General features: G+C 66.7%; 26 protein-coding genes and 4 tRNA genes. 24 read left to right on the top strand and 6 right to left on the bottom strand.

The genetic code is table 11. From position 1 onward, the window contains the following. Position 1 precedes the first annotated feature (1 nt). Positions 2 to 451, bottom strand: coding sequence for a SufE family protein (locus tag HCT51_RS08500; protein ID WP_166871747.1), 450 nt, complete (start codon positions 449 to 451; stop codon positions 2 to 4). Positions 452 to 463: 12 nt separating this feature from the next. Further along, positions 464 to 1,363: a sulfurtransferase gene (locus HCT51_RS08495; protein ID WP_166871749.1), complete on the bottom strand. Its 900-nt coding sequence runs from the start codon at positions 1,361 to 1,363 to the stop codon at positions 464 to 466. Between the two features lie 167 nt (positions 1,364 to 1,530). Between HCT51_RS08495 and zapE the strand changes: the two genes are divergently transcribed. From zapE to HCT51_RS08475, 4 genes are all read left to right on the top strand, one after another. Next, positions 1,531 to 2,553: a cell division protein ZapE gene (gene zapE / locus HCT51_RS08490; protein WP_166871752.1), complete on the top strand. Its 1,023-nt coding sequence runs from the start codon at positions 1,531 to 1,533 to the stop codon at positions 2,551 to 2,553. Positions 2,554 to 2,673: 120 nt separating this feature from the next. Continuing rightward, positions 2,674 to 4,059 (top strand): Na+/H+ antiporter NhaA, encoded by a 1,386-nt coding sequence (nhaA, locus tag HCT51_RS08485; RefSeq protein ID WP_224760737.1) that lies wholly within the window; start codon positions 2,674 to 2,676, stop codon positions 4,057 to 4,059. Between the two features lie 165 nt (positions 4,060 to 4,224). Further along, positions 4,225 to 5,430 (top strand): ammonium transporter, encoded by a 1,206-nt coding sequence (locus tag HCT51_RS08480; protein ID WP_166871758.1) that lies wholly within the window; start codon positions 4,225 to 4,227, stop codon positions 5,428 to 5,430. A 226-nt stretch (positions 5,431 to 5,656) separates the two neighbouring features. Beyond that, entirely contained in the window at positions 5,657 to 6,742 is a 1,086-nt protein-coding gene (locus HCT51_RS08475; RefSeq protein ID WP_166871761.1) for an ammonium transporter, read from the top strand. Positions 6,743 to 6,976: 234 nt separating this feature from the next. Here the strand turns inward: HCT51_RS08475 and HCT51_RS08470 are convergent. Next, positions 6,977 to 7,049, bottom strand: a tRNA-Val gene (locus tag HCT51_RS08470). Here HCT51_RS08470 and HCT51_RS08465 point away from each other — a divergent pair. The 17 genes from HCT51_RS08465 to HCT51_RS08385 all read left to right on the top strand — a co-directional run bounded on the left by HCT51_RS08465 (position 7,014) and on the right by HCT51_RS08385 (position 20,657). Further along, positions 7,014 to 7,208 carry a hypothetical protein gene (locus tag HCT51_RS08465; RefSeq protein WP_166871764.1) on the top strand — a complete coding sequence of 65 codons (195 nt, stop codon included), beginning with the start codon at positions 7,014 to 7,016 and terminating at the stop codon, positions 7,206 to 7,208. The two genes, HCT51_RS08470 and HCT51_RS08465, sit on opposite strands and share 36 nt — an antisense overlap. Further along, positions 7,188 to 7,259: transfer RNA gene (locus HCT51_RS08460), tRNA-Gly, on the top strand. The genes HCT51_RS08465 and HCT51_RS08460 overlap by 21 nt, the downstream gene beginning before the upstream one ends. Positions 7,260 to 7,315: 56 nt before the next feature. Next, positions 7,316 to 7,389, top strand: a tRNA-Cys gene (locus HCT51_RS08455). Between the two features lie 24 nt (positions 7,390 to 7,413). Beyond that, positions 7,414 to 7,488, top strand: a tRNA-Val gene (locus HCT51_RS08450). 53 nt (positions 7,489 to 7,541) lie between these two features. After that, positions 7,542 to 7,883: a DUF2384 domain-containing protein gene (locus tag HCT51_RS08445; RefSeq protein WP_166871766.1), complete on the top strand. Its 342-nt coding sequence runs from the start codon at positions 7,542 to 7,544 to the stop codon at positions 7,881 to 7,883. Between the two features lie 127 nt (positions 7,884 to 8,010). Further along, positions 8,011 to 9,981 carry a threonine--tRNA ligase gene (gene thrS / locus HCT51_RS08440; RefSeq protein ID WP_166871769.1) on the top strand — a complete coding sequence of 657 codons (1,971 nt, stop codon included), beginning with the start codon at positions 8,011 to 8,013 and terminating at the stop codon, positions 9,979 to 9,981. A gap of 20 nt (positions 9,982 to 10,001) precedes the next feature. Then, positions 10,002 to 10,553: an HIT family protein gene (locus HCT51_RS08435; RefSeq protein WP_166872868.1), complete on the top strand. Its 552-nt coding sequence runs from the start codon at positions 10,002 to 10,004 to the stop codon at positions 10,551 to 10,553. A gap of 11 nt (positions 10,554 to 10,564) precedes the next feature. Further along, positions 10,565 to 11,467: a pyridoxal 5'-phosphate synthase lyase subunit PdxS gene (gene pdxS, locus HCT51_RS08430; protein ID WP_166871771.1), complete on the top strand. Its 903-nt coding sequence runs from the start codon at positions 10,565 to 10,567 to the stop codon at positions 11,465 to 11,467. Next, complete coding sequence (gene pdxT, locus HCT51_RS08425; RefSeq protein WP_166871775.1) at positions 11,457 to 12,077, top strand: pyridoxal 5'-phosphate synthase glutaminase subunit PdxT; 621 nt, start codon at positions 11,457 to 11,459, stop codon at positions 12,075 to 12,077. Before pdxS ends, pdxT begins: the two co-directional genes overlap by 11 nt. A 14-nt stretch (positions 12,078 to 12,091) precedes the next feature. Next, positions 12,092 to 12,856 carry a YebC/PmpR family DNA-binding transcriptional regulator gene (locus HCT51_RS08420; RefSeq protein ID WP_166871778.1) on the top strand — a complete coding sequence of 255 codons (765 nt, stop codon included), beginning with the start codon at positions 12,092 to 12,094 and terminating at the stop codon, positions 12,854 to 12,856. Positions 12,857 to 12,867: 11 nt separating this feature from the next. Further along, positions 12,868 to 13,440 (top strand): crossover junction endodeoxyribonuclease RuvC, encoded by a 573-nt coding sequence (gene ruvC / locus HCT51_RS08415; RefSeq protein ID WP_191413875.1) that lies wholly within the window; start codon positions 12,868 to 12,870, stop codon positions 13,438 to 13,440. Between the two features lie 2 nt (positions 13,441 to 13,442). Then, entirely contained in the window at positions 13,443 to 14,072 is a 630-nt protein-coding gene (gene ruvA, locus HCT51_RS08410) for a Holliday junction branch migration protein RuvA (protein ID WP_166871784.1), read from the top strand. Continuing rightward, positions 14,069 to 15,091 (top strand): Holliday junction branch migration DNA helicase RuvB, encoded by a 1,023-nt coding sequence (gene ruvB, locus HCT51_RS08405; protein ID WP_166871787.1) that lies wholly within the window; start codon positions 14,069 to 14,071, stop codon positions 15,089 to 15,091. Before ruvA ends, ruvB begins: the two co-directional genes overlap by 4 nt. 77 nt (positions 15,092 to 15,168) lie before the next feature. Beyond that, positions 15,169 to 15,552, top strand: a complete 384-nt coding sequence (locus HCT51_RS08400) for a preprotein translocase subunit YajC (RefSeq protein WP_166871790.1) — start codon at positions 15,169 to 15,171, stop codon at positions 15,550 to 15,552. Positions 15,553 to 15,643: 91 nt separating this feature from the next. Further along, positions 15,644 to 17,371: a protein translocase subunit SecD gene (secD, locus tag HCT51_RS08395; RefSeq protein ID WP_166871793.1), complete on the top strand. Its 1,728-nt coding sequence runs from the start codon at positions 15,644 to 15,646 to the stop codon at positions 17,369 to 17,371. Next, positions 17,371 to 18,378, top strand: coding sequence for a protein translocase subunit SecF (gene secF / locus HCT51_RS08390; RefSeq protein ID WP_166871796.1), 1,008 nt, complete (start codon positions 17,371 to 17,373; stop codon positions 18,376 to 18,378). Before secD ends, secF begins: the two co-directional genes overlap by 1 nt. A gap of 35 nt (positions 18,379 to 18,413) precedes the next feature. Next, on the top strand, positions 18,414 to 20,657 hold the full coding sequence (locus tag HCT51_RS08385) for a RelA/SpoT family protein (RefSeq protein ID WP_166871799.1): 2,244 nt from the start codon (positions 18,414 to 18,416) through the stop codon (positions 20,655 to 20,657). 218 nt (positions 20,658 to 20,875) lie between these two features. On the opposite strand, the gene HCT51_RS08380 is transcribed toward HCT51_RS08385, so the two are convergent. From HCT51_RS08380 to HCT51_RS08370, 3 genes are all read right to left on the bottom strand, one after another. Continuing rightward, positions 20,876 to 21,439 (bottom strand): hypothetical protein, encoded by a 564-nt coding sequence (locus HCT51_RS08380; RefSeq protein WP_166871803.1) that lies wholly within the window; start codon positions 21,437 to 21,439, stop codon positions 20,876 to 20,878. A gap of 80 nt (positions 21,440 to 21,519) precedes the next feature. Beyond that, positions 21,520 to 22,749 carry a DUF349 domain-containing protein gene (locus tag HCT51_RS08375; protein ID WP_191413821.1) on the bottom strand — a complete coding sequence of 410 codons (1,230 nt, stop codon included), beginning with the start codon at positions 22,747 to 22,749 and terminating at the stop codon, positions 21,520 to 21,522. 62 nt (positions 22,750 to 22,811) lie between these two features. Then, positions 22,812 to 23,594, bottom strand: a complete 783-nt coding sequence (locus HCT51_RS08370) for a peptidylprolyl isomerase (RefSeq protein ID WP_224760736.1) — start codon at positions 23,592 to 23,594, stop codon at positions 22,812 to 22,814. 118 nt (positions 23,595 to 23,712) lie between these two features. Between HCT51_RS08370 and HCT51_RS08365 the strand changes: the two genes are divergently transcribed. From HCT51_RS08365 to HCT51_RS08355, 3 genes are all read left to right on the top strand, one after another. After that, positions 23,713 to 25,107: a replication-associated recombination protein A gene (locus HCT51_RS08365; protein WP_166871809.1), complete on the top strand. Its 1,395-nt coding sequence runs from the start codon at positions 23,713 to 23,715 to the stop codon at positions 25,105 to 25,107. Between the two features lie 222 nt (positions 25,108 to 25,329). Beyond that, positions 25,330 to 25,959 (top strand): 30S ribosomal protein S4, encoded by a 630-nt coding sequence (gene rpsD, locus HCT51_RS08360; protein WP_166871812.1) that lies wholly within the window; start codon positions 25,330 to 25,332, stop codon positions 25,957 to 25,959. 129 nt (positions 25,960 to 26,088) lie between these two features. After that, the gene (locus tag HCT51_RS08355; RefSeq protein WP_166871816.1) at positions 26,089 to 26,316 is read left to right on the top strand and encodes a hypothetical protein; all 228 of its coding nucleotides are present in this window, start codon (positions 26,089 to 26,091) and stop codon (positions 26,314 to 26,316) included. The last annotated feature ends 12 nt before the right edge of the window (positions 26,317 to 26,328 follow it).

The following is a 26,328-nucleotide window of genomic DNA, read 5'->3' as shown; positions in this document are numbered from 1 at the left end:
CTCACTGGGCGGACAGCGCCGCCGTCTTCTCTCGAATCTGCCGCTTGACCCTGCCGAGCATGGCCACCATGCCGCGCATCCGCAGCGGACTGACCGCCTGGGTCAGGCCGATGTCCAGCGGGTAGTCGTCGGGGATGCCGAGCACGTCGGCGGCCGTCAACCCCGAGATGCCCTGCGCCAGAATCGACGCGAACCCGCGGGTAGTGGGCGCTTCCGCGGGGGCGGTGGCGTGCATGTGCACGGTGCCGTCATCCTGCACCTCGACGAAAATGAACACGGGGGACTGGCACTCCACCACCCGCTCGAACAGGTCAGGGTGGTTCTCGTACTGCGGTGGCAGCGGCGGCAGCTCGTTCGAGAACTCGAGCAGCAGCTGCAGGCGGTCGCGTTGTTCGAGCGCGAGGAAGTCGTCCTTGATCTCGCTGAGCGCGGCAGGAAGTTCGGTGTTCATCGGATGCCCTCGCTAGCGCGCGGGAAGCTCTCCTGGCTCGCTGCCGACGACGATCGGCACGCGTACCGCGCTGCCCCATTCCGTCCACGATCCGTCATAGTTGCGCACTCCTTTGAAACCCAGCAGGTGGGTGAGCACGAACCAGCTGTGGGCCGAGCGCTCCCCGATCCGGCAGTACGCAATCACGCTATCACCGTCGGTAAGTCCCGCCTGGTCGCGGTAGAGCGAGCTCAGTTCCGGCACGCTGCGGAAGGTGCCGTCCTCTGCCGCCGCCTTGCCCCACGGCACGCTCTGCGCGGTGGGGATGTGCCCGGCGCGCAGCGCACTCTCCTCGGGGTAGGCGGGCGCGGTGGTGCGCTCACCGCTGTACTCCTCAGGGGACCGCACGTCGATGAGCGGGTTGCCGAAGTGAGCCAGCACGTCTTCCTTGAACGCGCGCACGCTGCTGTCGTCGCGCTCGATGACCGGGTATTCCACCGACGCGGGGGATGCGACATCCGTTGTCAGGTCGCGCCCTTCGGCAATCCACTTGTCTCGGCCGCCGTCCAGCAGCCGCACGTCCTCGTGCCCGAACAGGGTGAACACCCAGAGCGCGTACGCCGCCCACCAGTTGCTCTTGTCGCCGTAGATGACGACCGTGCTGTCCCGGCTGATGCCCTTCGAGCCCAGCAGGGCGGCGAAGTGCTCGCCGTCGACGAAGTCGCGAGCGACGGGGTCGTTCAGGTCGGTGTGCCAGTCGATCTTGACCGCGCCGGGGATGTGACCGGTCTCGTACAGCAGCACGTCCTCGTCGGATTCGACGACCACCAGCCCGTCGGCGTTCAGGTTGGCCTGCAACCACTCGGTGCTGACCAGCCGGTCCGGGTGCGCGTACTCGGCGAACTTGGGAGACGGATCGAATGGGGCGGTCATTGCTACCTCCAAGATGAGCCCCGGTATCTGGGGCGATAAGTGCGGCCGGCCGAGCCGGATAGGCTGGGACGGTTGCTGTGCCATCTGCTGCCTCACACGAATCTACGCTCTGGGTCGCAGCCGGGCACAGGCTCCCGTAAGACTCTGACACATACCGAGGCGCCCGCATGACTTCAGAACCGATCACCCGTTTGGGCCGCCTCGTCGACCGGTCGCCGTCACTCAGCGGCACCGAGATCGCCGCCCAGTTGGTGCCGCCGCGGCAGTTCTTGCACGCCACTCTCGATAACTATGTACCGGATGTCGAGTACCCGTCGCAGGCGGAGGCGGTGTCGGCGATGCACACCTTCCTCGACGGCTGGAAGCCTGTCGGAGGCCTGTTCTCGCGGCGTAAAACGCCGCCGCAGTTGCCCGGCATCTACCTCGACGGCGGTTTCGGTGTGGGCAAGACCCACCTGCTGGCCGCCCTGTGGCACCGTGCTCCCGGTCGTAAGTACTTCGGCACGTTCATCGAGTACACGGCGTTGATCGGCGCGCTCGGCTATCAGCAGGCGGTGCAGTTGCTGCGCGGCGCCTCCCTGATCGCGATCGACGAGTTCGAGTTGGACGACCCGGGCGACACCATGATGATGACCCGGCTGCTCGGTGAACTGGTCGAGACCGGCACCCGGATCGCGGCGACATCGAATACGCCACCGAATGCGCTGGGTGAGGGCCGGTTCGCGGCATCCGATTTCCTGCGCGAGATCCAGGGGCTGTCTGCGCGGTTCCACACCTTCCGCATCGACGGACTCGATTATCGGCGCCGCCACTTCGAGGGCCACGCGGTGGCACTGGACGACGGCGAGTTCCGGGCGGCCGTCGCCGACCTGCCGCGGGGCAGCACCGTCGATGATTTCTCCGCACTGCTGCAGCATCTCACCACGATTCACCCGTCGCGCTACGTGAAGCTCGTCGACGGGCTGCCGGCGATCGGCCTGACGAACGTGCACGAACTCACCGCGCAGACCGATGCGCTGCGGCTGGTTGCCTTCGTCGACCGGCTGTACGACGCTCAGGTGGAGATCGTGGCAAGCGGCATCCCGCTCGATGAGGTGTTCGCCGAGGACATGCTGAACGGCGGCTACCGCAAGAAGTACCTGCGAGCGATCTCCCGCATGATTGCGCTCACCACCCATCAGCCGCAGTAGGGCACGGGCCCGGATGGGCCGGCGCCCCTTGTAGGCTGACCGTGGAGTGCCGGGAAGTCTGGTCGGCTCCATGCCGCAACCGGCATGGGTACGCCCTTCGCGCTGCCTGCAGGAGTTCCCGTGTCCACCACCCCGCCTGATCGACCTACCCCGGCAAATCGCCCCACCCCGCCGCCCGGCCTGGATCGGTTCGCAGAGTCGCTGCGCATCGAGAACATCCTGCGCAAGGAGACCGTCGGCGGCATCCTGCTGCTGATCGCCACGCTAGCCGCGCTGATCGCGGCCAATTCGCCGCTCGCCGACTGGTATTTCACGCTGCGCGACACCGAACTGGGGCTGACGTTCGGCGACTTCGAGTGGCACATCAGTGTCGGCCACCTCGCCGCAGACGGGCTGCTTGCGGTGTTCTTCTTCCTGGCCGGGCTGGAACTGAAGCGGGAGTTCGTCGCCGGTGAACTGCGCGACCCGCGAAAGGCGCTGATGCCGGTGATGGCGGCCGTGGGCGGCGTGGCGCTGCCCGCCGTGATCTACGCGCTGATCACCCTGCAGTCCTCACCCGAGGTGCAGCGGGGGTGGGCGATTCCCGTCGCCACCGACATCGCGTTCGCCCTCGCCGTGCTCGCCGTCATCGGCACGCACCTCCCCGCGGCGATGCGCACCTTCCTGCTGACTCTCGCCGTGGTCGATGATCTGCTCGGCATCGGGATCATCGCCTTCTTCTACTCCGACGGCGTGCGGCCGGGCTACCTGCTGGCGATGTTCCTCGGCCTGGCCGTCTTCGGGCTGCTCGCCCAGAAGTTCACCTGGTTCTTCCTGGTTCGACCCACCGCCGCCTGGCTGGTGCTGCTGCCGATCGGGCTTCTGGTCTGGTTCTTCATGTACTCCTCCGGCGTGCACGCCACCGTCGCCGGCGTACTGCTGGCCTTCACCATCCCGGTTCGACGTAGCCCGGCGGTGCGCGCGGCGGCCGAGGCGCGCGGTATCACAGACGAGGCCAGCCGGCCCGGCCTCGCCGAAGTGCTCGAGCACCGGATCCGGCCGCTGTCCACCGGGTTCGCCGTTCCGGTGTTCGCCTTCTTCTCGGCCGGGGTCGCCATCGGCGGCTGGCAGGCGCTCGGCGCCGCGCTCAGCAGCCCGGTGGCGATCGGCATCATCGCGGCGTTGATTGTGGGAAAGACCATCGGCATCACCGGGGCCACCTGGCTGGTCACCCGCATGCCGGGGATCACCCTGCCCCGAGGCCTCGCCTGGATCGACGTGTTCGGTCTTGGCATTCTGGGCGGAATCGGCTTCACCGTCTCTCTCCTGATCAGCGAGCTGAGCTTCGGGCTGGGCAGCGAGCTGGACGACACCGCGAAGATCGCCATCCTCGCGGGTTCGCTGCTCGCTGGGGGCCTCGCCGCCATCGTGCTGGGCGGGCGCAACCGGCACTACCGCAACCAGCGCCGCCTCGAGCAGGTGGACACGAATCGCGACGGTGTGCCGGACGTTTTCCAAAACGACTAGACCGGTCGGAAACACGATGTTCACACCGCTGCGCCGCGCGTAACGTTCGCGAAACACAGCGACAGCGCAGCCGAAATATGCGAGTTCCACACTGGCTTCGTACCCGAGACGAGCCTCGTTCGTCACGACACATCCTGCTCAACCCCAGAAGTGTTAGGAACTCACATGGATACCGGCAACCTCGCGTGGGCGATCACCGCCACCGCTCTCGTGCTCTTCATGACACCGGGCGTCGCCTTCTTCTACGGCGGTCTGGTGAAGGCCAAGAGCGTCGTCAGCATGATGATGATGAGCTTCGGCGCTCTCGGACTCGTCAGCGTGCTGTGGATTCTGTACGGCGCCAACATGTCGGTGGTCGACTCGGTGTGGTCATTCTCCGGCAACCCGTTCTCGGACTTCGGTCTGGCCTCGGCCGACAATGAGGCGCTGATCGGCGCCGCCTACGGCGCAACCTTCGCGATCATCACCGTCGCGTTGATCTCCGGCGCGATCGCCGACCGGGCCAAGTTCGGCTCCTGGATGATCTTCGCCGGGATCTTCGCAACCCTGGTCTACTTCCCGGTGGCCGCTTGGGTCTGGGGCGGCGGCTGGATCTTCAGCCTCGGCGAGACCCTCGGCCTGCCGGCGGTGATCGACTACGCCGGTGGTACTGCGGTGCACATCAACGCCGGCGCCGCAGCGCTCGCCCTGTCGCTGGTGCTCGGCAAGCGTGCCGTGTTCCAGAAGGGTGCGCACAAGCCGCACAACGTGCCGCTGGTGCTGCTCGGCGCTTCGATTCTCTGGTTCGGCTGGTTCGGCTTCAACGCCGGCGCGGAGTGGCTGAACGACCTGCAGAACGTGGGCCTGATCGTCGTCAACACGCTGGGCGCCACCGCTGCCGCGATCATCGGCTGGATGGTTATCGAGAAGGTCAAGGATGGCAAGTCCACCTCGGTCGGAGCCGCCTCCGGCGCTGTGGCCGGCCTCGTCGCGATCACCCCCGCCTGCGCCAACCTGACCCCGGGCTGGGCCCTGGTGCTCGGTGTCGTCGCCGGTGCCGTGTGCGCCCTGGCGGTAGAGCTCAAGTTCAAGCTGGGCTTCGACGACTCGCTTGACGTGGTCGGCATCCACCTGGTCGGTGGCCTGATGGGAACCCTGTACCTCGGCTTCTTCGCCACCGAAACCGGCCTGTTCACCGGCGGCGACTTCGGCCAGCTGACCGTGCAGGCGATCGCCGCGTTTGGCGTGCTGATCTACTCCTTCGTCGTCGCCTACATCGTCGGCTTCGCGATCGAGAAGACGGTCGGCTTCCGGGTGAAGAACGAAGACGAGATCGCCGGCATCGACACCGTCGTGCACGGCGAGGAGGGCTACGCGCTCGAGGGCCGCTAGGCACCGCCCGGTCGCTAAGCACAGCTCGGTCCCACAGGGCGGCGTTCTTCGGAACGCCGCCCTTCGTGGTTTCCGCAGGGTTTTCCGAGCGCCGCTACGCTGACTTCTGCCGGTCGGTGCACTGCCGGTCACTAGCAGGGGGAATGGTCAAGTGTTTGTCGTCGTGGGGTTCGGTCTGCTGTCGCTGGCAGTGGTTCCGGGGCTGCTATGGATAAGAGACGGGCGGATGTCGCTGCCTCGCCGCCTGCTGATGCTGGGGGCACTCGGCGGCGGCGCCGGAGTGACGCTCGGGCTGGTGCGCGACTGGCCGCTGCCTCTGACGGTGTTGTTAGGGGCGATGGCCGCGGCATCCGTTCTGCTCCTGGCCCGACCGGCCGATTCCGCCGATTCCGCCGCATCGTCGCGCGGGACTGTGTATGCGCTGCTGGTTGTCGCCGTGGTGCAACTGCCGCTGGCGTTCGCGACGTTCGACTCCGAGGGGCTCGTCGCCACGCTCGGCGCCTTGGATTTCGCCGGCGCACTGGTGTTCGCCGTTCCGGTCGGCGCCGGCGCATACGCCTGGTCGCGGGTGCGCGCCGCCCGGACCCCAGCGGTTCCGGTGCCTACCGCGGAGCGCGGGCGACTGGCGAAGGGCAGTGCTCTCGCGGCGCTCGGCCTGCTCGCGGCATGCATCGCTGCGGAGACGATGATCGACGAGGTGACGCCCCGGATCATCCTCTCCGCCACACTGTCGGCAGCCACCGGGTGCGCCGGCTGGGTCGTCACCCGCCTCATCGGTGCGAGCAAGACCATGCGGAGGGACGCTGCGTACGGGATACTGGCAGGCCTCAGCAGTGCCCTGGCGAGCAGCGCCTGGGTAACCGCGCAGTGGTCGCTGCTGATCGGCGTGGCCGCCGGCGCCTTGTCTGCGGTGTTCTATGGATCCGCACTGAAAAAGGTGGGGGAGCGGCCGGCCGCGGTGGCCGCGGTGCTGCTGGTCGGGGGCGCCACGGGAACCGTGATGCTCGGCCTGTTCACCGACGGAACCGGGCTCGTGCACACCGGCGGTGTGACCCAGCTCGTGGCGCAACTGGGCGCCACTGTCCTCGCCGTGGCCTGGTCCATCGGGGTGTGCTTCGCGCTCGCGGGGTTGCTGAAAACCCGCCAGCTGCTGTCAGGGGCGAGGGGTGGTGCGGCTGGCGTCGCGCCGGTCGTGACCGAACAGGCTCCGCACCAGCACCACGAGCTGCACGATGATGGCAATCAGCGCCGCGCCGATGGACACCGCGAGCACGACCCGCAGCACCAGCGCCCAGTCGATCGTCGAACCTGAGAAATCGAATGGGAACACCTGCCAGAGGCGCGCCAGCACAACCACCCCGATGCTCACGGTGATGAGGTCGCCAAGCGCCTTCAGCCAAACCCGATCCACGATCACGAACAGCACATTCGCAATCACGCCCACGATCAGCGACAGATTCAGGATGCCGAGCACCTGGCGCATGTCATCGGTCAGGAATCACCCGAGGTTCCGGGGCGACAACGGGTGTCGTATGACTAGATGAAGTGGGCGATACCGGACTCGAACCGATGACCTCTTCCGTGTGAAGGAAGCGCGCTACCAACTGCGCCAATCGCCCGCGCCAGATAATCCTGCCATAAAACTTGCCGCGATACTGACACCCCAGCGGCTCTCGCACGACACGCGTTCGCTCGTTTTGGCACTCGGCAAATCATCCGCTATTGTTTTCAAGCACGCAGAAATGCACAGCGAAAATGCGGATGTGGCGCAGTGGTAGCGCATCACCTTGCCAAGGTGAGGGTCGCGAGTTCGAATCTCGTCATCCGCTCGAATATGAATCGGTCGAAAGGCCGGTTCATTTCATTTGGTGGTGAACCCAAACACGGTGGATTGGCCGAGAGGCGAGGCAGCGGCCTGCAAAGCCGTATACACGGGTTCGAATCCCGTATCCACCTCCAAGCTGCAATGAGAATTTCAGTCTTGGGCGATTGGCGCAGCGGTAGCGCGCTTCCCTGACACGGAAGAGGTCACTGGTTCGATCCCAGTATCGCCCACCACTAAAAACCCCCGGGAAACCGGGGGTTTTTTGCATGTCCGAGATACTTGTCTGGTGACTCTTGCAGATGACGACATCCGTGCGGTCGTAGCGCGGCTCCGCGAATCACTAGGTGAAGAGCTGGTGGCCGACCTGGGCTCGGTCGACGTGGCGACCGTCGCCAGCTGGGCTGCGGGCACCGGTTCGCCAGACATCGAGGCGGGAGTGAGGCTCCGCATCGCCGGTGAGGTTGTGGGCGTGCTGGGCCGGCGCGCCAGCTCGTCATTGCGCGAGTGGATGACCGGATCAAACCCCTTGCTGGGGGACCGTTCGCCCACTGAGGTTCTGCGGGAGGCAAACGTCACCGTCGCGCGGAGCACAGTCCTCGCCGCAGCGCGTTCCTCCGTCGCCAACTGAGGAGCTGCGGCGATACGCCGCCTCGATCGGCCAGGTTCAGCGGCGTTTCGCATCCCATCCTCCGGCAGCGACCGCTGCGACCGGTGAGCGCAAAGATGAGACCCGTCTCCCCACTAAAGTTGGGAGAATGAATGCTCCGCAGACCGGATTCGACCTCTTTAGCGACCGCTCCATCGTGGCGATGCGCGTCAACGGCGAGTTGAAGGATCTTGCGGTAACCGTCACTCCTGACGACACCGTCGAACCGGTGCCGATCGACTCACCGGACGGCCTCAACATCCTGCGCCACTCGGCCGCGCACGTCGCCGCCCAGGCGGTGCAGTCGATCAACCCTGACGCGAAGCTCGGCATCGGCCCGCCCGTCACCGACGGCTTCTACTACGACTTCGACGTTGAAACGCCGTTCACCCCGGAAGACATGAAGGCCATCAGCAAAGCGATGGACCGCATCATCCGTCAGGGCCAGCGGTTCGTCCGCCGGGTGGTGACGGATGACGAGGCCCGCGAGGAATTGCGGGATGAGCCGTACAAGCTCGAGCTCATCGGTTTAAAGGGCGGCGCGACGGGCGGGGAAGGCTCGACCGACGACAACGAGTCGGTCGAGGTCGGCGGCGCCGAACTGACCATCTACGACAACGTCGACCCGAAGACGGGGGAGACCCTGTGGAAGGACCTCTGCCGCGGCCCGCACCTGCCGAACACCCGGATGATCGGCAACGGCTACTCGCTGATGCGGGTCGCCGCCGCATACTGGCGCGGCTCGGAGAAGAACAAGCAGCTGCAGCGCCTGTACGGCACCGCCTGGCCGACCAAGGACGAGCTGCGCGCCTACCAGACCCGCCTCGAGGAGGCCGCGAAGCGCGACCACCGCCGCCTCGGCGCCGAACTCGACCTGTTCAGCTTCCCCGAGGAGCTCGGCAGCGGACTCCCGGTGTTCCACCCCAGGGGCGGCATCATCCGCACCGAGCTGGAGAACTACTCGCGGCAGCGGCACATCGAGGAGGGCTACTCCTTCGTCAACACCCCGCACATCACCAAGGGCCACCTCTACGAGGTCTCCGGCCACCTGGACTGGTACCGCGAGGGCATGTTCCCGCCGATGCACGTCGACGCCGAGTACAACGAAGACGGCTCGATCAAGCGCGAGGGCCAGGACTACTACCTGAAGCCGATGAACTGCCCGATGCACAACCTGATCTACCGGGCCGGCGCGCATTCCTACCGCGAGCTGCCGATGCGGTTGTTCGAATTCGGCAGCGTTTACCGCTACGAGAAATCCGGGGTCATCCACGGGCTCACCCGGGTGCGGGGCATGACCCAGGATGACGCGCACATCTACTGCACCCGCGACCAGATGAAGGATGAGCTCGCCAAGACGCTGACCTTCGTGCTCGGCCTGCTCAAGGACTACGGCCTCGACGACTTCTACCTGGAGCTGTCGACCAAGGACCCGGAGAAGTTCGTCGGAAACGAGGAGGTCTGGGAGGAAGCCACCCGCACGCTGGCCGAGGTGGCCGCGGAATCCGGTCTCGACCTCGTCCCCGACCCGGGAGGCGCCGCCTTCTACGGCCCGAAGATCTCGGTGCAGGCGCGAGACGCCATCGGCCGCACCTGGCAGATGTCGACCATCCAGCTCGACTTCAACCTGCCCGAGCGATTCGACCTGGAGTACACCGCCCCCGATGGCACCCGGCAGCGTCCGGTGATGATCCACCGTGCCCTGTTCGGCTCGATCGAGCGGTTCTTCGGCGTGCTCACCGAGCACTACGCCGGGGCATTCCCGGTGTGGCTGTCACCGGTGCAGGCGGTCGCGATCCCGGTCTCCGAGCAGTTCAACGACTACCTGGCCGGCATCGTCGGCCAGCTGCGCGCCGTCGGCGTGCGAGCGGATGTCGACACCTCAGACGACCGGATGCAGAAGAAGATCCGCACCCACTCCAAGGCCAAGGTGCCGTTCCAGCTGATCGCCGGTGAAGAAGACCGGGCAAACGGCACGGTCAGCTTCCGCTTCCGCGACGGCAGCCAGGACAACGGGGTGCCCGTGGACGAGGCCATCGCCCGCATCGTGGAGTCGATCCGCACCAAGGCCCAGGTCTGAGCGTGCGGGACTACGACGGAATGGAGTACGGGCACGCGGAGTCGTCGGACGACTTCGCCGCCGTGCCCGACTCCTTCCAGCGGTTGTGGACGCCCCACCGCATCGCGTACATCCAGCACGGCCAGGCGCCGGGCAAGGATGAATGCCCGTTCTGCATCGCCCCGAGCAAGGATGACGAGCAGGCGCTGATCGTGGCCCGCGGCACGCACGCATACGTTCTGTTGAACCTGTTCCCGTACAACAGTGGTCACCTGCTGGTCTGCCCGTACCGACACATTGCGACCTATGACGAGGCCACGCCAGACGAGGTCGCCGAAATCGGTATGCTCACACAGACGGCGATGCGTGTTCTCACCCACACGGCCGGCGCACACGGATTCAATATCGGCATGAACCAAGGCCGAATCGCGGGCGCGGGCATTGCGGATCACCTGCATCAACACATCGTTCCGCGGTGGGCGCAAGACTCGAATTTCTTCCCGATCATCGCCGGAACGAAAGCCGTTCCCCGCCTGCTGGGCGAGGTACGCGACGAAGTGGCGGCCGCGTGGCCCAGCCCCGACCCCGAGTAGAATCTGAGACCATGAGCGACAGCACCACTTTCGAACACCAGGGCACCAGCCGCGTCAAGCGTGGATTGGCCGAGATGCTCAAGGGCGGTGTCATCATGGACGTCGTCACCGCCGAGCAGGCTCGGATCGCCGAAGACGCCGGCGCTGTCGCCGTCATGGCGCTCGAGCGGGTACCCGCCGACATCCGCTCTCAGGGTGGTGTCGCCCGCATGAGCGACCCCGACCTGATCGACGCGATCATCTCCTCCGTCTCGATCCCGGTGATGGCGAAGGCCCGCATCGGCCACTTCGTCGAGGCGCAGGTGCTGCAGGCGCTGAACGTCGACTACATCGACGAGTCCGAGGTGCTGAGCCCGGCCGACTACGTCAACCACATCGACAAGTGGGAGTTCACCATTCCCTTCGTCTGCGGCGCCACCAACCTCGGTGAGGCGCTGCGCCGCATCAACGAGGGCGCGGCGATGATCCGCTCGAAGGGTGAAGCCGGCACCGGAGACGTGTCAGAGGCGACCAAGCACATCCGCACGATCAAGGGGCAGATCGCCGCCCTGACCGCGATGAGCAAGGACGAACTGTACGTCGCGGCGAAGGAACTGCAGGCGCCGTACGACCTGGTCGCCGAGATCGCCGAAACCGGCAAGCTGCCGGTCGTGCTGTTCACCGCCGGTGGCGTCGCCACCCCCGCGGATGCGGCCATGATGATGCAGCTCGGCGCCGACGGCGTGTTCGTGGGCTCCGGCATCTTCAAGTCGGGCAACCCGGCGGCGCGCGCCGCGGCAGTGGTCAAGGCCACCACCTTCTACGACGACCCGTCGGTCATCGCCGAGGTGTCGCGCGGACTCGGTGAGGCCATGGTCGGGATCAACGTCTCCGACCTCGCCGCCCCGCACCGCCTCGCAGAACGTGGCTGGTAAGCCCGCAACGATCCCCGTCACTGTCGGAGTGCTCGCGCTCCAGGGAGACTTCCGTGAGCACCTCGAGGTGCTGCGCTCCCTGGGCGCGACCGCTGTTCCGGTGCGGCGCGCCGAGGAACTGACCGCGATCGATGGGCTGGTCATCCCCGGTGGGGAATCCACCGTCATCGACAAGTTGTCGCGCGCGTTCGGGGTCGCCGAACCGGTGAAGCAGGCGATTGCCGCCGGGATGCCCGTCTACGGCACCTGCGCCGGCCTGATCATGATCGCCGACCGCGTGCTCGATGCGATCGAAGGTCAGCAGAGCTTCGGCGGACTCGACGTGGCCGTGCGCCGCAACGCGTTCGGCTCGCAGACCGAATCTTTCGAGGTCGAACTGCGGATGCCGGTGCTCGGCGACCCGCCCGTGCACGCCGTGTTCATCAGGGCGCCGGTGGTCGAGACCGTCGGTGACCAGGTCACCGCGCTGGCCTCGCTCGACGACGGCCGAGTGGTCGCCGTGCAGCAGGGCAACCTGCTCGGCACCTCGTTCCACCCCGAAATCACCGGCGACACCCGGTTCCACCAGTACTTCCTCGACCGGGTGCGCGCCACAGCCTTCCGCTCCTAGCTAGAATTGCCCCCATGTCAGGTCACTCCAAATGGGCAACGACGAAGCACAAGAAGGCGGTCATCGACCAGCGCCGTGCCAAGTCGTTCGCCAAGCTCATCAAGAACATCGAGGTCGCCGCGAAGATGGGCGGCGCTGACCTCTCCGGCAACCCGACCCTGGTCGACGCCATCCAAAAGGCCAAGAAGACCTCGGTTCCGAACGACAACATCGACCGCGCGGTCAAGCGCGGCGCCGGGCTGTCCGGCGAGTCGGTCGACTACCAGACCATCATTTACGAGGGCTACGCCCAGGGTGGCGTCGCCATGCTGATCGAGTGCCTCACCGACAACAAGAACCGGGCAGCCGCCGAGGTGCGCACCGCGATGACCCGCGGTGGCGGCAACATGGCCGACCCCGGCAGCGTTGCCTACAACTTCAACCGGAAGGGCGTCATCTCGGTCACCAAGACGGATGGCCTGACCGAAGATGACATCCTGATGGCCGTGCTCGATGCCGGCGCCGAAGAGGTCATCGACCGCGGCGCGGGCTTCGAGATCATCACCGACCCGAGCGACCTGGTCGCCGCGCGCACCGCGCTGCAGGATGCCGGAATCGACTACGACTCCGCGGACGCGGAATTCGTGCCGAACCTGCACGTGGACATCGATGCCGAAACGGCCCGCAAGGTGTTCAAGCTGATCGACGGCCTCGAAGACAGCGACGACGTGCAGAACGTCTTCGCGAACTTCGAGGTGTCCGCAGAGGTACAGGCCGAGCTCGACGCCGAAGAAGACTGACCCCGGTGACGATCCGGGTGCTGGGCATCGACCCGGGTCTCACCCGGTGTGGGGTCGGAGTGGTGGACGTGCAGGCCGACCGCCGCGCCACCTTGGTGCACGTGTCCGTCATCCGCACGCCACCGGAACTCGAGCTGGAACAGCGTCTGCTGGCGATCGGGCGCGGCATCGCGGCGGCGCTGGACGAGTTCACCCCGGGTGCGGTCGCCCTCGAGCGAGTGTTCGCGCAGCACAACGTGCGAACCGTGATGGGCACCGCGCAGGCCTCCGGCGTGGCGATGCACGCCGCCGCCGAACGAGGCCTGGCCGTCGGACTGCACACGCCCAGCGAGGTGAAGGCGTCGATCACCGGGTACGGTTCGGCAGACAAGAAGCAGGTCGCCACGATGGTGGCGCGCGTACTCGGCCTGGACTCTCCGCCGACCCCGGCCGACGCATCCGACGCGCTCGCCCTGGCGATCTGCCACGCCTGGCGGCGCGGGGCGACGGCGGCACCGACCGCAGGGTCGGCCGGTGGCGGCCTGACCCCGGCCCAGCAGGCGTGGCGTGAGGCAGAAAAGTCGGCGGCCAAACGTAGGCTCTAAGCATGATTTCTTCCCTCCGCGGCACCGTGCTCTCTGCCGCCGGATCCCTCGTCGTCATCGAGGTCGGGGGAGTAGGCCTCGCCGTGCAGGTCACCCCCGCTCATGCCCTCAGCCTGCGCATCGGCTCCGAGGCCATGCTGCGCACCGCCCTGATCGTGCGCGAAGACGACCTCAGCCTGTTCGGCTTCGCCGATGCCGACGAGCTCGAGGTGTTCGACAAGCTGCGCTCGGTCACCGGCGTCGGCCCCAAATCGGCGATGGGGGTGCTCGCCGCCATGACGCCGGGTCAGGTGGCTGAGGCGGTCGCCACCGAAGACGACGCCGCGTTCCGCAAGGTGTCGGGGATCGGACCGAAGACGGCGAAGCTCATCGTGCTGTCGCTCACCGGGAAGCTGGCGGTGCTGCCGCAGTCCGCCCCGGCTCCGAGCGCCGCAACCAGCATCACCGACAACGTACTCGTGGCTCTCGTCGGCCTCGGCTGGCCAGAGAAGGTCGCCGCCCAGGCCCTCGACGAGGCCGTCGCCCACGCCTCAGAGGTCGAGCGCGCCGGCGTCTCCAGCCTGCTGCGGGTAGCGCTGGCACAGTTGGGCCCGGCACTGCACGGCAGCCGAGACGGCGGTGACCGCGCATGACCGAGAGCATCGTCAGCCCGACCCCGGAGTCCGAGGCGGAACTCGCCTTCGAAGGCGCGCTGCGTCCCCGCACGCTCGGCGAGTTCGTCGGGCAGACAAAGGTGCGCGGCCAACTGCAACTGCTGCTGCAGGCCGCGGCCATGCAGAATCGCACGCCCGATCACATCCTGCTGGCCGGCCCGCCAGGGCTCGGCAAGACCACGCTCGCCATGATCGTCGCGCAAGAAAGCGGGCGCCCGCTGCGCATGTCGAGCGGCCCGGCCATCCAGCACGCCGGCGACCTCGCCGCGGTGCTGTCCTCCCTCGTTCCCGGTGAGATCCTCTTCATCGACGAGATCCACCGGATGGCCCGCCCGGCGGAAGAGATGCTGTATCTCGCCATGGAGGACTTCCGCATTGACATCATGGTGGGCAAGGGCGCCGGCGCGACCTCTATCCCGCTTGACCTGTCGCCGTTCACCCTGGTCGGCGCCACCACCCGCTCCGGCCTGCTCCCGAACCCGCTGCGCGACCGGTTCGGGTTCACCGCGCACCTCGAGTTCTACGAGGACCACGAACTCGAGCACGTCATCAGCCGGGCCGCCGACCTGCTCGGGCTCGAGGTGGAACACCGGGCCCTCGGCGAGATCGCCCGCCGCAGCCGCGGCACCCCCCGCATTGCCAACCGGCTGCTGCGCCGGGTGCGCGACTACGCGCTGGTCACTGGAACCGACGCCGCACTGCCCGCGGTCAATGCCGCCCTCGAGCTGTACGACGTCGACGCGCTTGGCCTCGACCGGCTTGATCGAGCGGTGATGCAAATCATCCTCACCCGCTTCGACGGGGGACCGGTGGGTCTCGGCACCCTCGCCGTGTCGGTCGGCGAAGAAGCGGAAACGATCGAATCCGTGGTCGAACCGTTCCTCGTACGTATCGGGCTGCTGTCGCGAACCCCGCGCGGCCGGGTCGCCACGCGGGCCGCCTGGACCCATTTTGGGGTAGTGCCGGGTGAGGTAGCGCTCTTTGGCAATGACCTATAATTCACAAGGATGTCGCAGGCGCTTCTTCTAGACTGACGCGACTATCCCCATTATCTTGGAAGGTTTCCCCCACTCTTATGGATCCAATCACTCTTGTCATGCTGGCCGTCCTGGCCGTGCTGGTGTTGTTCATGTTCCGCAACAACAAGAAGCGGCAGAAAGACCAGGCTGAACTGCTGAACAAGATGGTTCCCGGCGCCGAAGTGATGACCAGCTTCGGGCTGTTCGGCACCCTGCTCTCGGTGAACGATGACACCAACATCGCCGAGATCGCGGTTTCCGATGGCGTCGTGCTGCGGGTACACCGGCAGACCCTGTCCAAGGTCGTCGACGAGGACGCCCCGGCCGAGGTCGAGGCTGACGCCGACACCAGCGCCGACGCCGACGCGATTACCGCGACCGACGACGTTGTCGCCCCCGACGTGGACAGTACGCCGGAGCGCAAGAAGGCCGACGACTGAACCACTAGCCTTGAGGGCGGCTCTCCTTCGGCGAGCCGCATCGAACGTCTGCGCTCGGTCGCAGAATCACTCGTAGAAAGCTGAGTCGCAGGTGGCACGATCTACACCGACCCGCAGGGCCTGGCGTTCCCTCATATGGCTGGCGGTCATCATCGTCGGCCTGATCGCGGCGAACGCCGCAGGCGTGATCTGGAATAACGCCGGGTGGACGCCGAAACTGGCGCTCGACCTCGAGGGTGGCACCCAGATCATCCTGGAGCCGCAGCTCGAGAGTGGCCAGAGCGTCTCGCAGGAGCAGCTGAATCAGGCGGTGTCGATCATCCGTCAGCGTGTCGATGCGAGCGGTGTGTCCGAATCGGAGATCACCACGCAGGGTGGCCGCAACGTGGTGGTGTCCATTCCGGGCACCCCCGACGACGAGACCATGCAGCGCATCCAGGCGTCGGCGAAGCTCGAGTTCCGCCCGGTGCTGACGGCAGACCTGCCGAGCAACCAGACGATGACCGATGGCTCGACGGCGACGCCCACACCGGAACCGGATGCCGCGGCAACGCCGTCACCGAGCCTGGAGAGCACCCCGACTGTGGAGCCGACCTCGGCGAGCGACCTCAACTGGATCACCCCGGCGCTCTCCGACGAGTTCACCAACTTCGACTGCGCGTCCCTGGATGACACCACCGGCGAGGTCCCGCCTGCCGACCAGCCGCTCATCACCTGTGAGCAGGACGGCAGCGTCAAGTACATCCTCGGCCCGGTTGAGGTGTCTGGCGAGACCATTGCCGACGCGTCATCCGGACTTGTCCCGAACGCGCAGGGCTTCACCACCAACGAGTGGGGCGTGTTCATTGAGTTCAACGACAAGGGCACCGCGCAGTTCCGCGACGTCACCACGCGGCTGATCGGTCTGCAGGGGGTGCAGAACCAGTTCGCGATCGTGCTGGACGGCAAGGTCATCTCGGCGCCGACTACGAACGCCGCCATCACCGACGGCAAGCCGGTGATCAGCGGTAACTTCACCCAGGACACTGCGCAGACCCTCGCCGACCAGCTGAAGTTCGGCGCCCTGCCGATCGGGTTCCAGCTGGAGAGCACCAACACCATCTCCGCGACCCTCGGTACAACGCAGCTGCAGAGCGGCATCATCGCCGGCATCATCGGCATGCTGCTGGTGCTGGTCTACTCGCTCTTCCAGTACCGCACGCTCGGTCTCGTCACCATGGCATCGCTGCTGGTGGCCATGCTTATCACCTACCTGGTGATCACCCTGCTGTCCTGGCGGGAGGGCTACCGGTTGTCGCTGGCCGGTGTCGCCGGTCTGATCGTGGCGATCGGTATCATCGCCGACTCGTTCATCGTCTACTTCGAACGAATCCGCGATGAACTGCGCAACGGTCGCAGTTTGGAGTCGGCGGTCGAGACCGGCTGGAAACGGGCACTGCGCACGATTCTGGCGTCGGACACGATCAACTTCCTCGCCGCGGCGGTGCTGTTCATCGTCGCGGTCGGCAGCGTGCAGGGCTTCGCCCTGACCCTCGGCATCACCACGCTGATCGACCTCGTCGTGGTCATCCTGTTCACGCACCCGCTGATGCAGCTGCTGGCCCATACCCGCTTCTTCGGTGGCGGCCACCCCGCCAGCGGGCTTGATCCGCAAGCGCTCGGCGCGGTGTACCGCGGGCGTGCCACGTTCCGGGCCCCGGTCGTCACAAGCGGCAAGAACGCGAATGCCAGCCGTGAGGCGCAGAAGCGCCAGACCATCGCCGAACGCAAGGCAGACGAGCTCGCGACCAGCGGCCGTCGCCCCGGAAAGGACTCCTGATGTCGCGGCTCACCACGTTCGGTAATGACCTGTACACCGGTGCGCGCTCGATCGACTTCATCGGTCGCCGCAAGCTCTGGTACTCGATCGCCGCGGTTGCCATTGCTCTCTCGGTGATCATCCCGATCCTGCGCGGCGGGTTCGTCTTCGGAATCGAGTTCACCGGCGGCTCCGAGTTCCAGGTCTCCGGGCTGGCGAACGTCGGTACTGACGAACAGGCCCTCGCGACGGACACTGTCGCCGAGATCGTGCCGGAGGCAGACCCCCGGGTGACTACCGTCGGGTCCGACGGCATCCGGGTTCAGACCGACCAGCTGGAGCCCACCGAGAGTGACCAGGTGCGTGACGCCCTGGCCACCGCATTCGACACCGACCAGGTGACCGCCTCGTTCATCGGGCCGAGCTGGGGTCAGGATGTCTCGTCCCAGGCGCTGCGCGGACTGCTGGTCTTCATCGCCCTGGCCGCCGTGTTCATGGCGCTGTACTTCCGCACCTGGAAGATGTCGCTCGCCGCCTTGGTCGCGCTGTTCCACGACCTCATCATCACCGTCGGTGTGTACGGCATCCTCGGCTTCGAGATCACCCCGGCCGCGGTGATCGGCTTCCTCACCATCCTCGGCTACTCGCTGTACGACACCGTCGTGGTGTTCGACAAGATCAGGGAGAATACCGCCGAAGACGGTGAACAATCCCGCCGTACCTTCGCGCAGTCGGTGAACCTCGCGGTGAACCAGACCCTGGTTCGCTCGATCAACACCTCGGTGGTCGCGGCACTACCCGTCGCGGCGATTCTGTTCATCGGCGCCGTAGTGCTGGGAGCGGGAACCCTGCGCGACATCTCGCTGGCCCTGTTCATCGGCATCCTGGTCGGCGCGTACTCCACGATCTTCATCGCCGCCCCGGTTTATGCGCACCTGCGCGAGAACGAGCCGGAAGTGAAGAAGCAGGGTCACAGCAGCCGTGCGAAGGCCGAGGACGCCGTCGCAAGCTCCGGCGCGGTGCGCTAGTGATCCGCGGCTAAACTGGGCTCGGAGGTAGCGGCATGAGCGAGGCGACGACCACAGCGTCCCTTCGCACGCGCCTGCCACGCCTGTTCTCCCGGGCGCAACCGGCCGGCGCCGTGGATCGGTTGCTGAAGACGGTGCGGTTGCACCACCCGAAGGCGGACCTCGCCCTGATCGAGCGCGCATACGCGACAGCGGCGAAGGCGCACGAGGGCCAGAAGCGCAAGAGCGGCGAGCCGTACATCACCCACCCGATCGCGGTGGCGCAGATCCTCGCCGACCTCGGCATTGGCGCGATCACGGTCGCCGCAGCCCTGCTGCACGACACGGTGGAGGACACCGACTACACGCTCGACATGCTGCGGGACGAGTTCGGCGATGAGATCGCCATGCTGGTCGACGGCGTCACCAAGCTCGACAAGCTGAAGTACGGCGACAGCGCCCAGGCCGAGACGGTCCGCAAGATGGTGGTCGCGATGTCGAAGGACATCCGAGTGCTGGTGATCAAGCTCGCCGACCGGCTGCACAACGCGCGCACCTGGGGCTTCGTCGATGGGGCGAGCGCGAAGCGCAAGGCCCAGGAGACCCTCGAGATCTACGCGCCGCTGGCGCACCGCCTCGGCATCCAGACCATCAAGTGGGAACTGGAAGACCTCTCGTTCGCGGTGCTCTACCCGAAGCTGTACGTCGAGATCGAAAGCCTGGTGAAGTCCCGCACGCCGCAGCGTGAGGAATTCGTGCAACAGGTGATCGACGCGGTCACCGACGACCTCAGGGCGGCCCGCATCAAGGGTCAGGTCGTCGGGCGCCCCAAGCAGTACTACTCGATCTACCAGAAGATGATCGTGCGCGGCCGCGAGTTCGACGAGATCTACGACCTGGTCGGCATCCGCGTGCTGGTCAACTCCGTGCGCGACTGTTACGCGGTCCTCGGCGCCATCCACGCCAGGTGGAACCCGATTCCCGGGCGCTTCAAGGACTACATCGCCACGCCCAAGTTCAACCTGTACCAGTCGTTGCACACCACCGTGATCGGGCCGAAGGGCCGGGCGGTGGAGCTCCAGATCCGCACGCACGAGATGCACCAGCGGGCAGAGTTCGGCGTCGCGGCGCACTGGAAGTACAAGGAACGCGTCAACGGAGGCAAGAGCGAGTCCAACAAGTCCGACACGGACATGGCCTGGCTCGCCCACATCACCGACTGGCAGGCCGAGACCGCCGACCCCACCGAGTTCCTCGACTCGCTGCGGTTCGAGATCGGCGCCAAGGAGACGTACGTCTTCACCCCGCAGGGCAAGGTGATCGGGCTTCCCGCCGGCGCCACCCCGGTGGACTTCGCCTACGCCGTGCACACCGAGGTGGGGCACCGCACCATGGGCGCCAAGGTCAACGGCCGGCTAGTGCCGCTCGAGTCGACGCTGAACAGCGGCGACGTGGTCGAGGTGTTCACCTCGAAGAACCCGGATGCCGGCCCCAGCCAGGACTGGCTGAACTTCGTCAAGAGCCCCCGTGCCCGGAACAAGATCCGCCAGTGGTTCACTAAGGAACGCCGGGACGAGGCGATCGAGCACGGCAAGGACGCCATCGCCCGTGCCATGCGTAAGCAGAACCTGCCACTGCAGAAGCTGATGAACCAGGACTCGCTCGGCGAGGTCGCGTCGCAGATGCGCTACGACGACGTGAGTGCCCTGTACGCGGCGGTCGGTGAGGGACATGTCTCGACCCAGTCGGTGATCGAGAAGGTCCTGGCGTCCCTGCAAGCGGAGTCAGAGCTCGAAGAGACCGAGCTGACCTTCCCCCGCAAGGGCAAGTCCCGGGCACTGCGCAACAGCGACTCCGGGGTGCTGGTGCGCGGAGCGCCCGACATCCTCGTCAAGCTCGCCAAATGCTGCACCCCGGTTCCCGGCGACGCCATCGTGGGCTTCGTCACCCGCGGCGCCGGAGTGTCGGTGCACCGCAGCGACTGCAAGAACGTGCAGTCGCTGCTGGAGGAACCAGAGCGGATGATCGACGTGGAATGGGCGCCCACCTCGAAGAGCCTGTTCCTGGTGCAGATCCAGGTGGAAGCGCTGGACCGCTCAGGGCTGCTGTCGGACGTCACCAGGGTGCTCAGTGAGCACCACGTCAACATCCTCTCGGCGAGCGTGTCGACATCCACCGACCGGCTCGCGATCAGCCGGTTCGTGTTCGAGATGGGCGACACCACCCACCTCGACCGGGTGCTGAACGCGGTGCGGCGCATCGAAGCGGTGTACGACGTGTACCGCGTCACCGCAGGCTAAGCGGGGCCGCGCGCGCGGCCCGGAGTTGCATCCGGTTGGTCAGCCCTCGAGTCCCGCGCTCCTCAGTTGCGTGCGCGGCTGAACAATCGCGGGCGCAAGGGACTACCGGCAGCGCGCGTTTCCCCGCCCGGAGGTGACTGCAACTGCGGTCCGCGCGCGCGGGCCGCAGTTGCACTCGGCGCATCCCCGCGGCACGCACCGGCAGCTACGCCGGGCGTTTAGACGGCCGACCGCCGCAGCAGTTCCTGCGCGCGCTTCTTGTGCGGCAGGTGTGGCGTTCGCTCCAGCTCGGCCAGGCAGTGCGCCAGACTCAGCCCGCCGATCGAGCGCAGGGCCGCGATCGCCGCGACGACCACCGGCGGCTCCGGGGAACCGGCGCCGGCCTCACCCCACCGCCCCAGATCGGTCACCGTACGAAGCGGAGTGGTCAGCCGTAACGGGCCGATCGAACTCTCCTCGGCGGGATCCAGCGCCACCTCGCGCACCACCGTCTGGGTGCTGGTGACCCGGCCGACCCGCGCGTCGAGTCGCACGCAGAAGGTGTGCCGGGCCGGGGGAGCAGGCACGGCACCCCACACCCACGCCGCCGTCCACTGTTCGGCGATCAGCCGCGGATGCCGCCCGGCCGCGACCGCGGCAGCGCGCAACGCCGGGGACTCGAACTCGTCGAGCGAGGCAAAGCAGTCATCGATGCCGAACAGTTCACCGTCCAGCCGCATCGCGCACAGCTCACCGAGCGGGAACTCCCGCGCGGAGAGCACGAGTACGCGCCGATTGGCCATAGCCGAATCCTGCACGAGGTCGGGTGCCGACCAGCGTCACCGAGTGATGTCGGTGGACAACAGAGCGCTGTGGAGAGGCACTACCCGAGGGCGTTCAACCACACCTTGCGGGCCTCGAGCGCTTCCTCGGCGTCGGCGATCTTGCGCTGGTCACCCGTGGCGCGGGCGGCGGTGAGTTCGTCCTCGAGCTTCGCGATGGCGTCGTGCAGCTGACTGGCGAGCCCCTCGGAGCGAGCCTTCCGCTCCGGGTTGTTCTTCTCCCAGTGCTCCTCGTCGAGTTTGCGCACCGCGTTCTCGATGGTGCGCAGCCGGTCTTCGACGACCTTGACCTGATCGCGTGGCACCTTGCCGATGGCATCCCACTTCTGCTGGATGCGGCTGAGCGCGTCGCGGGCCTTGACCCTGTCGGTCTCGGCGAGGATCGGTTCGGCCTCGGCCAGCAGGGCGAGCTTCAGTTCGAGGTTCGCGCTGAACTCTTCGTTGTCGCGGGCGTCGACCTCGTTCTTGGCCGAGTACAGGGCGTCGCCCGCAGCCTTGAACCTGGCCCACAGTGCGTCGTCGAACTTCTTGCCCGCGCGACCGGACTTCTTCCACTCGTCAAGCAGGTGGCGGTAGCTGGGGATGCCGTCGACGCCCTTCGGCACCAACGCCTCAGCCTCTTCCGCGAGCTGCTGCTTGCGGGCACGGGCCTCACGGTGCACGGTGTCGAGCTCGGCAAAGAACGCCTTGCGATGCTGCTCAATGGTGGTGCGGGCAGCGCGGAACCGCTTCCACAGCTCGTTGCTCTCGGCCTTGGGCAGCCGGGGACCGTCCTGCTGGTGCTGCTGCCACCGGGTGAAGATGTCGTCGATCTGCGCGGAAACCTGCTTCCACTGCGCCTTCGCCGGATCGGCCGCGGCCAGGGCCTCCGCCTCGACGACCAGCGCCTCACGCTCGGCGAGGGCCGCATCGACAGCTGCCTTGGCTTCCGCCGACTGCTTCTCGGTGAGTTCCCCGACCGTCGAACCGAGTGCGGCCAGACGGGTCTGCAGCGCGGCGAGATCGCCGACCGCGTTGGCGCTCTGCACGGTCTGCGACAGCGACGCCACCGCCTTGGCGATGTCGTTCGCCGGCGCTCCGCGCTTGGCGCGCTGCTCCAGCAGAGTCACCTGCCCCGCCAGCTCAGTGAACTTCCGTTCGAAATAGGCCAGAGCCTCTTCCGCCGTGCCATCGGGGTATTGCCCGACCGCGCGCTCGCCAGCCGCCTCGCGAACGAACACGGTTCCGGTTTCATCTACGCGGCCCCAGGGAGCCTGATCGTCGGTTGCCACAACATCACCTCTAGGTTCAACGCCGATTGCCTCTAACCGGCAAGCACTCAGCCTATTGCACGCTATTGCAGCGTGACACCTGTAATCGTTGTCGGAACCACCGGCGCGCCGTCGGTAGCGCCATCCACGATGCCCGCATCGGTGATCGCGGCCTTCATCGCGTCCAGGCCGCTGGTGACCTGTCCGAGCACGGTGTAGCCGCCGGCGGCATCCGCAGGAATGGTGGTCTCGTCATAGACGATGAAGAACTGGCTGCCCATGCTGAAGGCATCGCCGCCCTGGCGGGCCATGGCGATGGTTCCGGCAGGGTAGAGATCATCTGCTGGCGCGTTCTCGACCGGCCCGTAACGGAAGTCGGGGCCGCCGGCGCCGGTGCCCTCAGGGTCGCCGCACTGCAGCACGAAGAAGCCGCCGTTCGTCAGGCGGTGGCAGGTGGTGCCGTCGTAAAAGCCGCTCTGCGCGAGGCTGAGGAACGCCGAGACGCCCTGCGGCGCGGCGGCACCGTCCAGCTGGATTCCGAGCGGGATGTCGTTGATTACCAGCTCACCGGTCCACGCCCGGTTCTCGGCCAGCGCCGGGTCCGGCACCTCACCGGTGTTCTCACCGGTGGCCTCAGGGGTGGGAGTCGCCGACGCGGACGCCGCAGGCTCCGGCGTGCCGGGACCCTGGGTGAAGTACAGCACCTGCGCCACCGTGACCACGGTGGCGATCACCAGCAGGCCGATGATGGCGGCCACGTTGTCGCGCTTCCTGCGGGTCAGCTGCCGCACGTGTACCTCGTGGCGAGCCTGGTAACGGCGAAGCCGGTCACGCGCGTCGCGGTCCTGATTAGTGCTCTTGGCCACACGGTCCTCCATAGACGATGGGCACGGACGCCCAAATGAACTTTACTGACGGCCGGAGACCGCGACCAAAACGGCAGTGGGCGAGCCGTGTCGTGGGTGCCGATTAGCATTGAGCGGTATGACCGGCCAGCCAGGACTTCACGGGGGAGCGACCCCCCTCGCGGTGCGCATGCGCCCGAAGTCGCTGGCTGAAGTGGCCGGCCAAAAGCATCTTCTGGGTAAGGGATCGCCGCTGGTGGGTCTCGCCACCGACACCACGGGGGAGCGCGGCTCGGTGTCTGTGATCCTCTGGGGTCCGCCCGGCACGGGCAAGACCACGCTCGCGCAGACGATCGCTCACACCTCGGGGCGTCGCTTCGTGGAGTTGTCAGCGGTGTCCGCCGGGGTGAAGGACGTGCGGCAAGTGATGGACGAGGCGCTGTCCAACCGCGACCTGTACGGCGTGTCGACGGTGCTGTTCCTCGACGAGATCCACCGGTTCACCAAGGCGCAACAAGACGCGCTGCTGCCCGGTGTGGAGAACGGCTGGATCATCCTGATCGCCGCCACCACCGAGAACCCGTCGTTCTCGGTGATCTCGCCGCTGCTGTCCCGCTCCCTGCTGCTGACGCTCGAACAGCTGAGCGACGACGACCTGGGCATCGTCATCGACCGCGCAGTCACCGATCCGCGCGGGCTGGCGGACGCGGTCACGCTGGCCGACGATGCCCGCGCAGCCCTGATCCGACTGGCCTCCGGCGACGCCCGGCGCGCGCTCACCGCACTGGAGGCGTCCGCCGCATCCGCCACCGCCCAGAGCATGGCCGAGACCGAGAGCACCACCGACAGCCCGGTCGACAGCAGCACCGAGAACACCCCAGAGGCCACGGCCGGGAAACCGGTCGTCACCGCGGACATCGTCGCCAGGGCCGTGGACCGCGCCCTGTTGCGCTACGACCGGCAGGGCGACGAGCACTACGACGTGATCAGCGCGTTCATCAAGTCGATCCGGGGATCGGATGCCGACGCGGCGCTGCACTATCTGGCGCGGATGATCGAGGCCGGGGAAGACGCCAAGTTCATCGCCCGCCGAATCATCGTGAGCGCATCCGAAGACATCGGCATGGCCGATCCGCAGGCGTTGTCGATCGCCGTCGCGGCGGCGCAGGCGGTGCAGCTGATCGGCATGCCAGAGGGTCGGATTCCCCTCGCGGAAGCCGTGGTCTACCTCGCCACGGCGCCGAAGTCGAACGCAGCATATGAGGGCATCAACGCGGCAATCGCCGACGTGCGGGCGGGGGAGTTCGGGCGGGTACCGAAGCCGCTGCGCGACGCCCACTATCCCGGTGCGAAACGCCTCGGACACGGCAAGGGTTACCTGTACGCGCACAATTCCGACATCGGCGTCGTCACCCAGCAGTACCTGCCGACCGAACTCGCCGGGCGTGACTACTACCAGCCCACCGAGCATGGGTTCGAGCGGGAGATCAGCGCCCGCTGGGCGAAACTGCGGAAGATCATCCGAGGCCACTAACGAACGGATGCCGCAATCGGCGCCGCGTCTGTTAGTCTGGTCGCTGCCTAATATCGGTTTCTCGCGTGCGGCTGCGTCGAGGATCTGATCAGTGAGCGATGGTCTGTAGCCGACCAGTCTCCGTGGCGTATCCCTCTAACTTTCACCGGTCATCCGTTGTGCGCTCATGCGTGGTCGCAAACCGGCCGGTGCCATCGTTGGATTCTTACAGAAAAGGAAACCGTGTCTACCAAGTCACGTACTCGTAGCAAGACCCGCCTCTCACGCGCCCTGGGCATCCCCCTGACGCCGAAGGCAGCCAAGTACCTCGAAAAGCGCCCGTACGCTCCCGGCGAGCACGGCCGCACCAAGCGCAAGGCTGACAGCGACTACGCCGTCCGTCTGCGCGAGAAGCAGCGTTTGCGCGCCCAGTACGGCATCCGCGAAGCACAGCTGAAGATCGTCTTCGCTGAGGCCCGCCGCGCCCCCGGACTGACCGGTGAGAACCTGGTCGAGCTGCTCGAGATGCGTCTCGACGCTCTCGTCGTTCGCGCAGGCTTCGCCCGCACCACCTCGCAGGCTCGCCAGCAGATCGTGCACCGTCACATCCTGATCGACGGCCAGCTCGTTGACCGCCCGTCGTACCGCGTCAAGCCCGGCCAGCTCATTCACGTGAAGCCGAAGAGCGAATCGATGGACATGTTCCAGGTTGCAGCGGCCGGCGGCCACGCCGACGTTCTGCCCAAGGTTCCTGAGTACATCGAGGTCGAGCTGGACAAGCTGCAGGCACGCCTGCTGCGACGTCCGAAGCGCGCCGAGGTTCCGATCACGGCTGAGGTTCAGCTCGTGGTTGAGTACTACGCAGCCCGCTAAGCAACTCGCACACACGAAGGGCGGGACATCCATCGGATGTCCCGCCCTTCCGCATTCTCTCGCCGCTCAGGTACACGCGCGGCCACCCGATAAGCTGAGTATTCGGATTATCGTCGAGGGAGAATCGCTATGAAGAAAGCACTGTGGCTGCTGATCGGCGTCGTCGCCGGCTTTATCGTCGCCCACCAGGTCAACAAGACCCCCGAGGGTCGCCGGTTCTTCGCCGAGGTTGACGACAGGACTCGCTCCTTCGGCAGCGCCGTTGTCGATGGCTACAAGTCGCGTGAGGCTGAGCTGCGTGCTGCCGTCGCCGACGCCGAAGAGGCCATCGCCGATCTCGCCAAGCGCGTCAAGTAGACCCAGCCGGGC

This window comes from Salinibacterium sp. ZJ450 (genome assembly GCF_011751885.2).
Taxonomy (GTDB): Bacteria; Actinomycetota; Actinomycetes; order Actinomycetales; family Microbacteriaceae; genus Ruicaihuangia.
The sequence above is the reverse complement of the archived record's forward strand: the minus strand, read 5'-3'. Positions and strand labels throughout refer to the sequence as shown.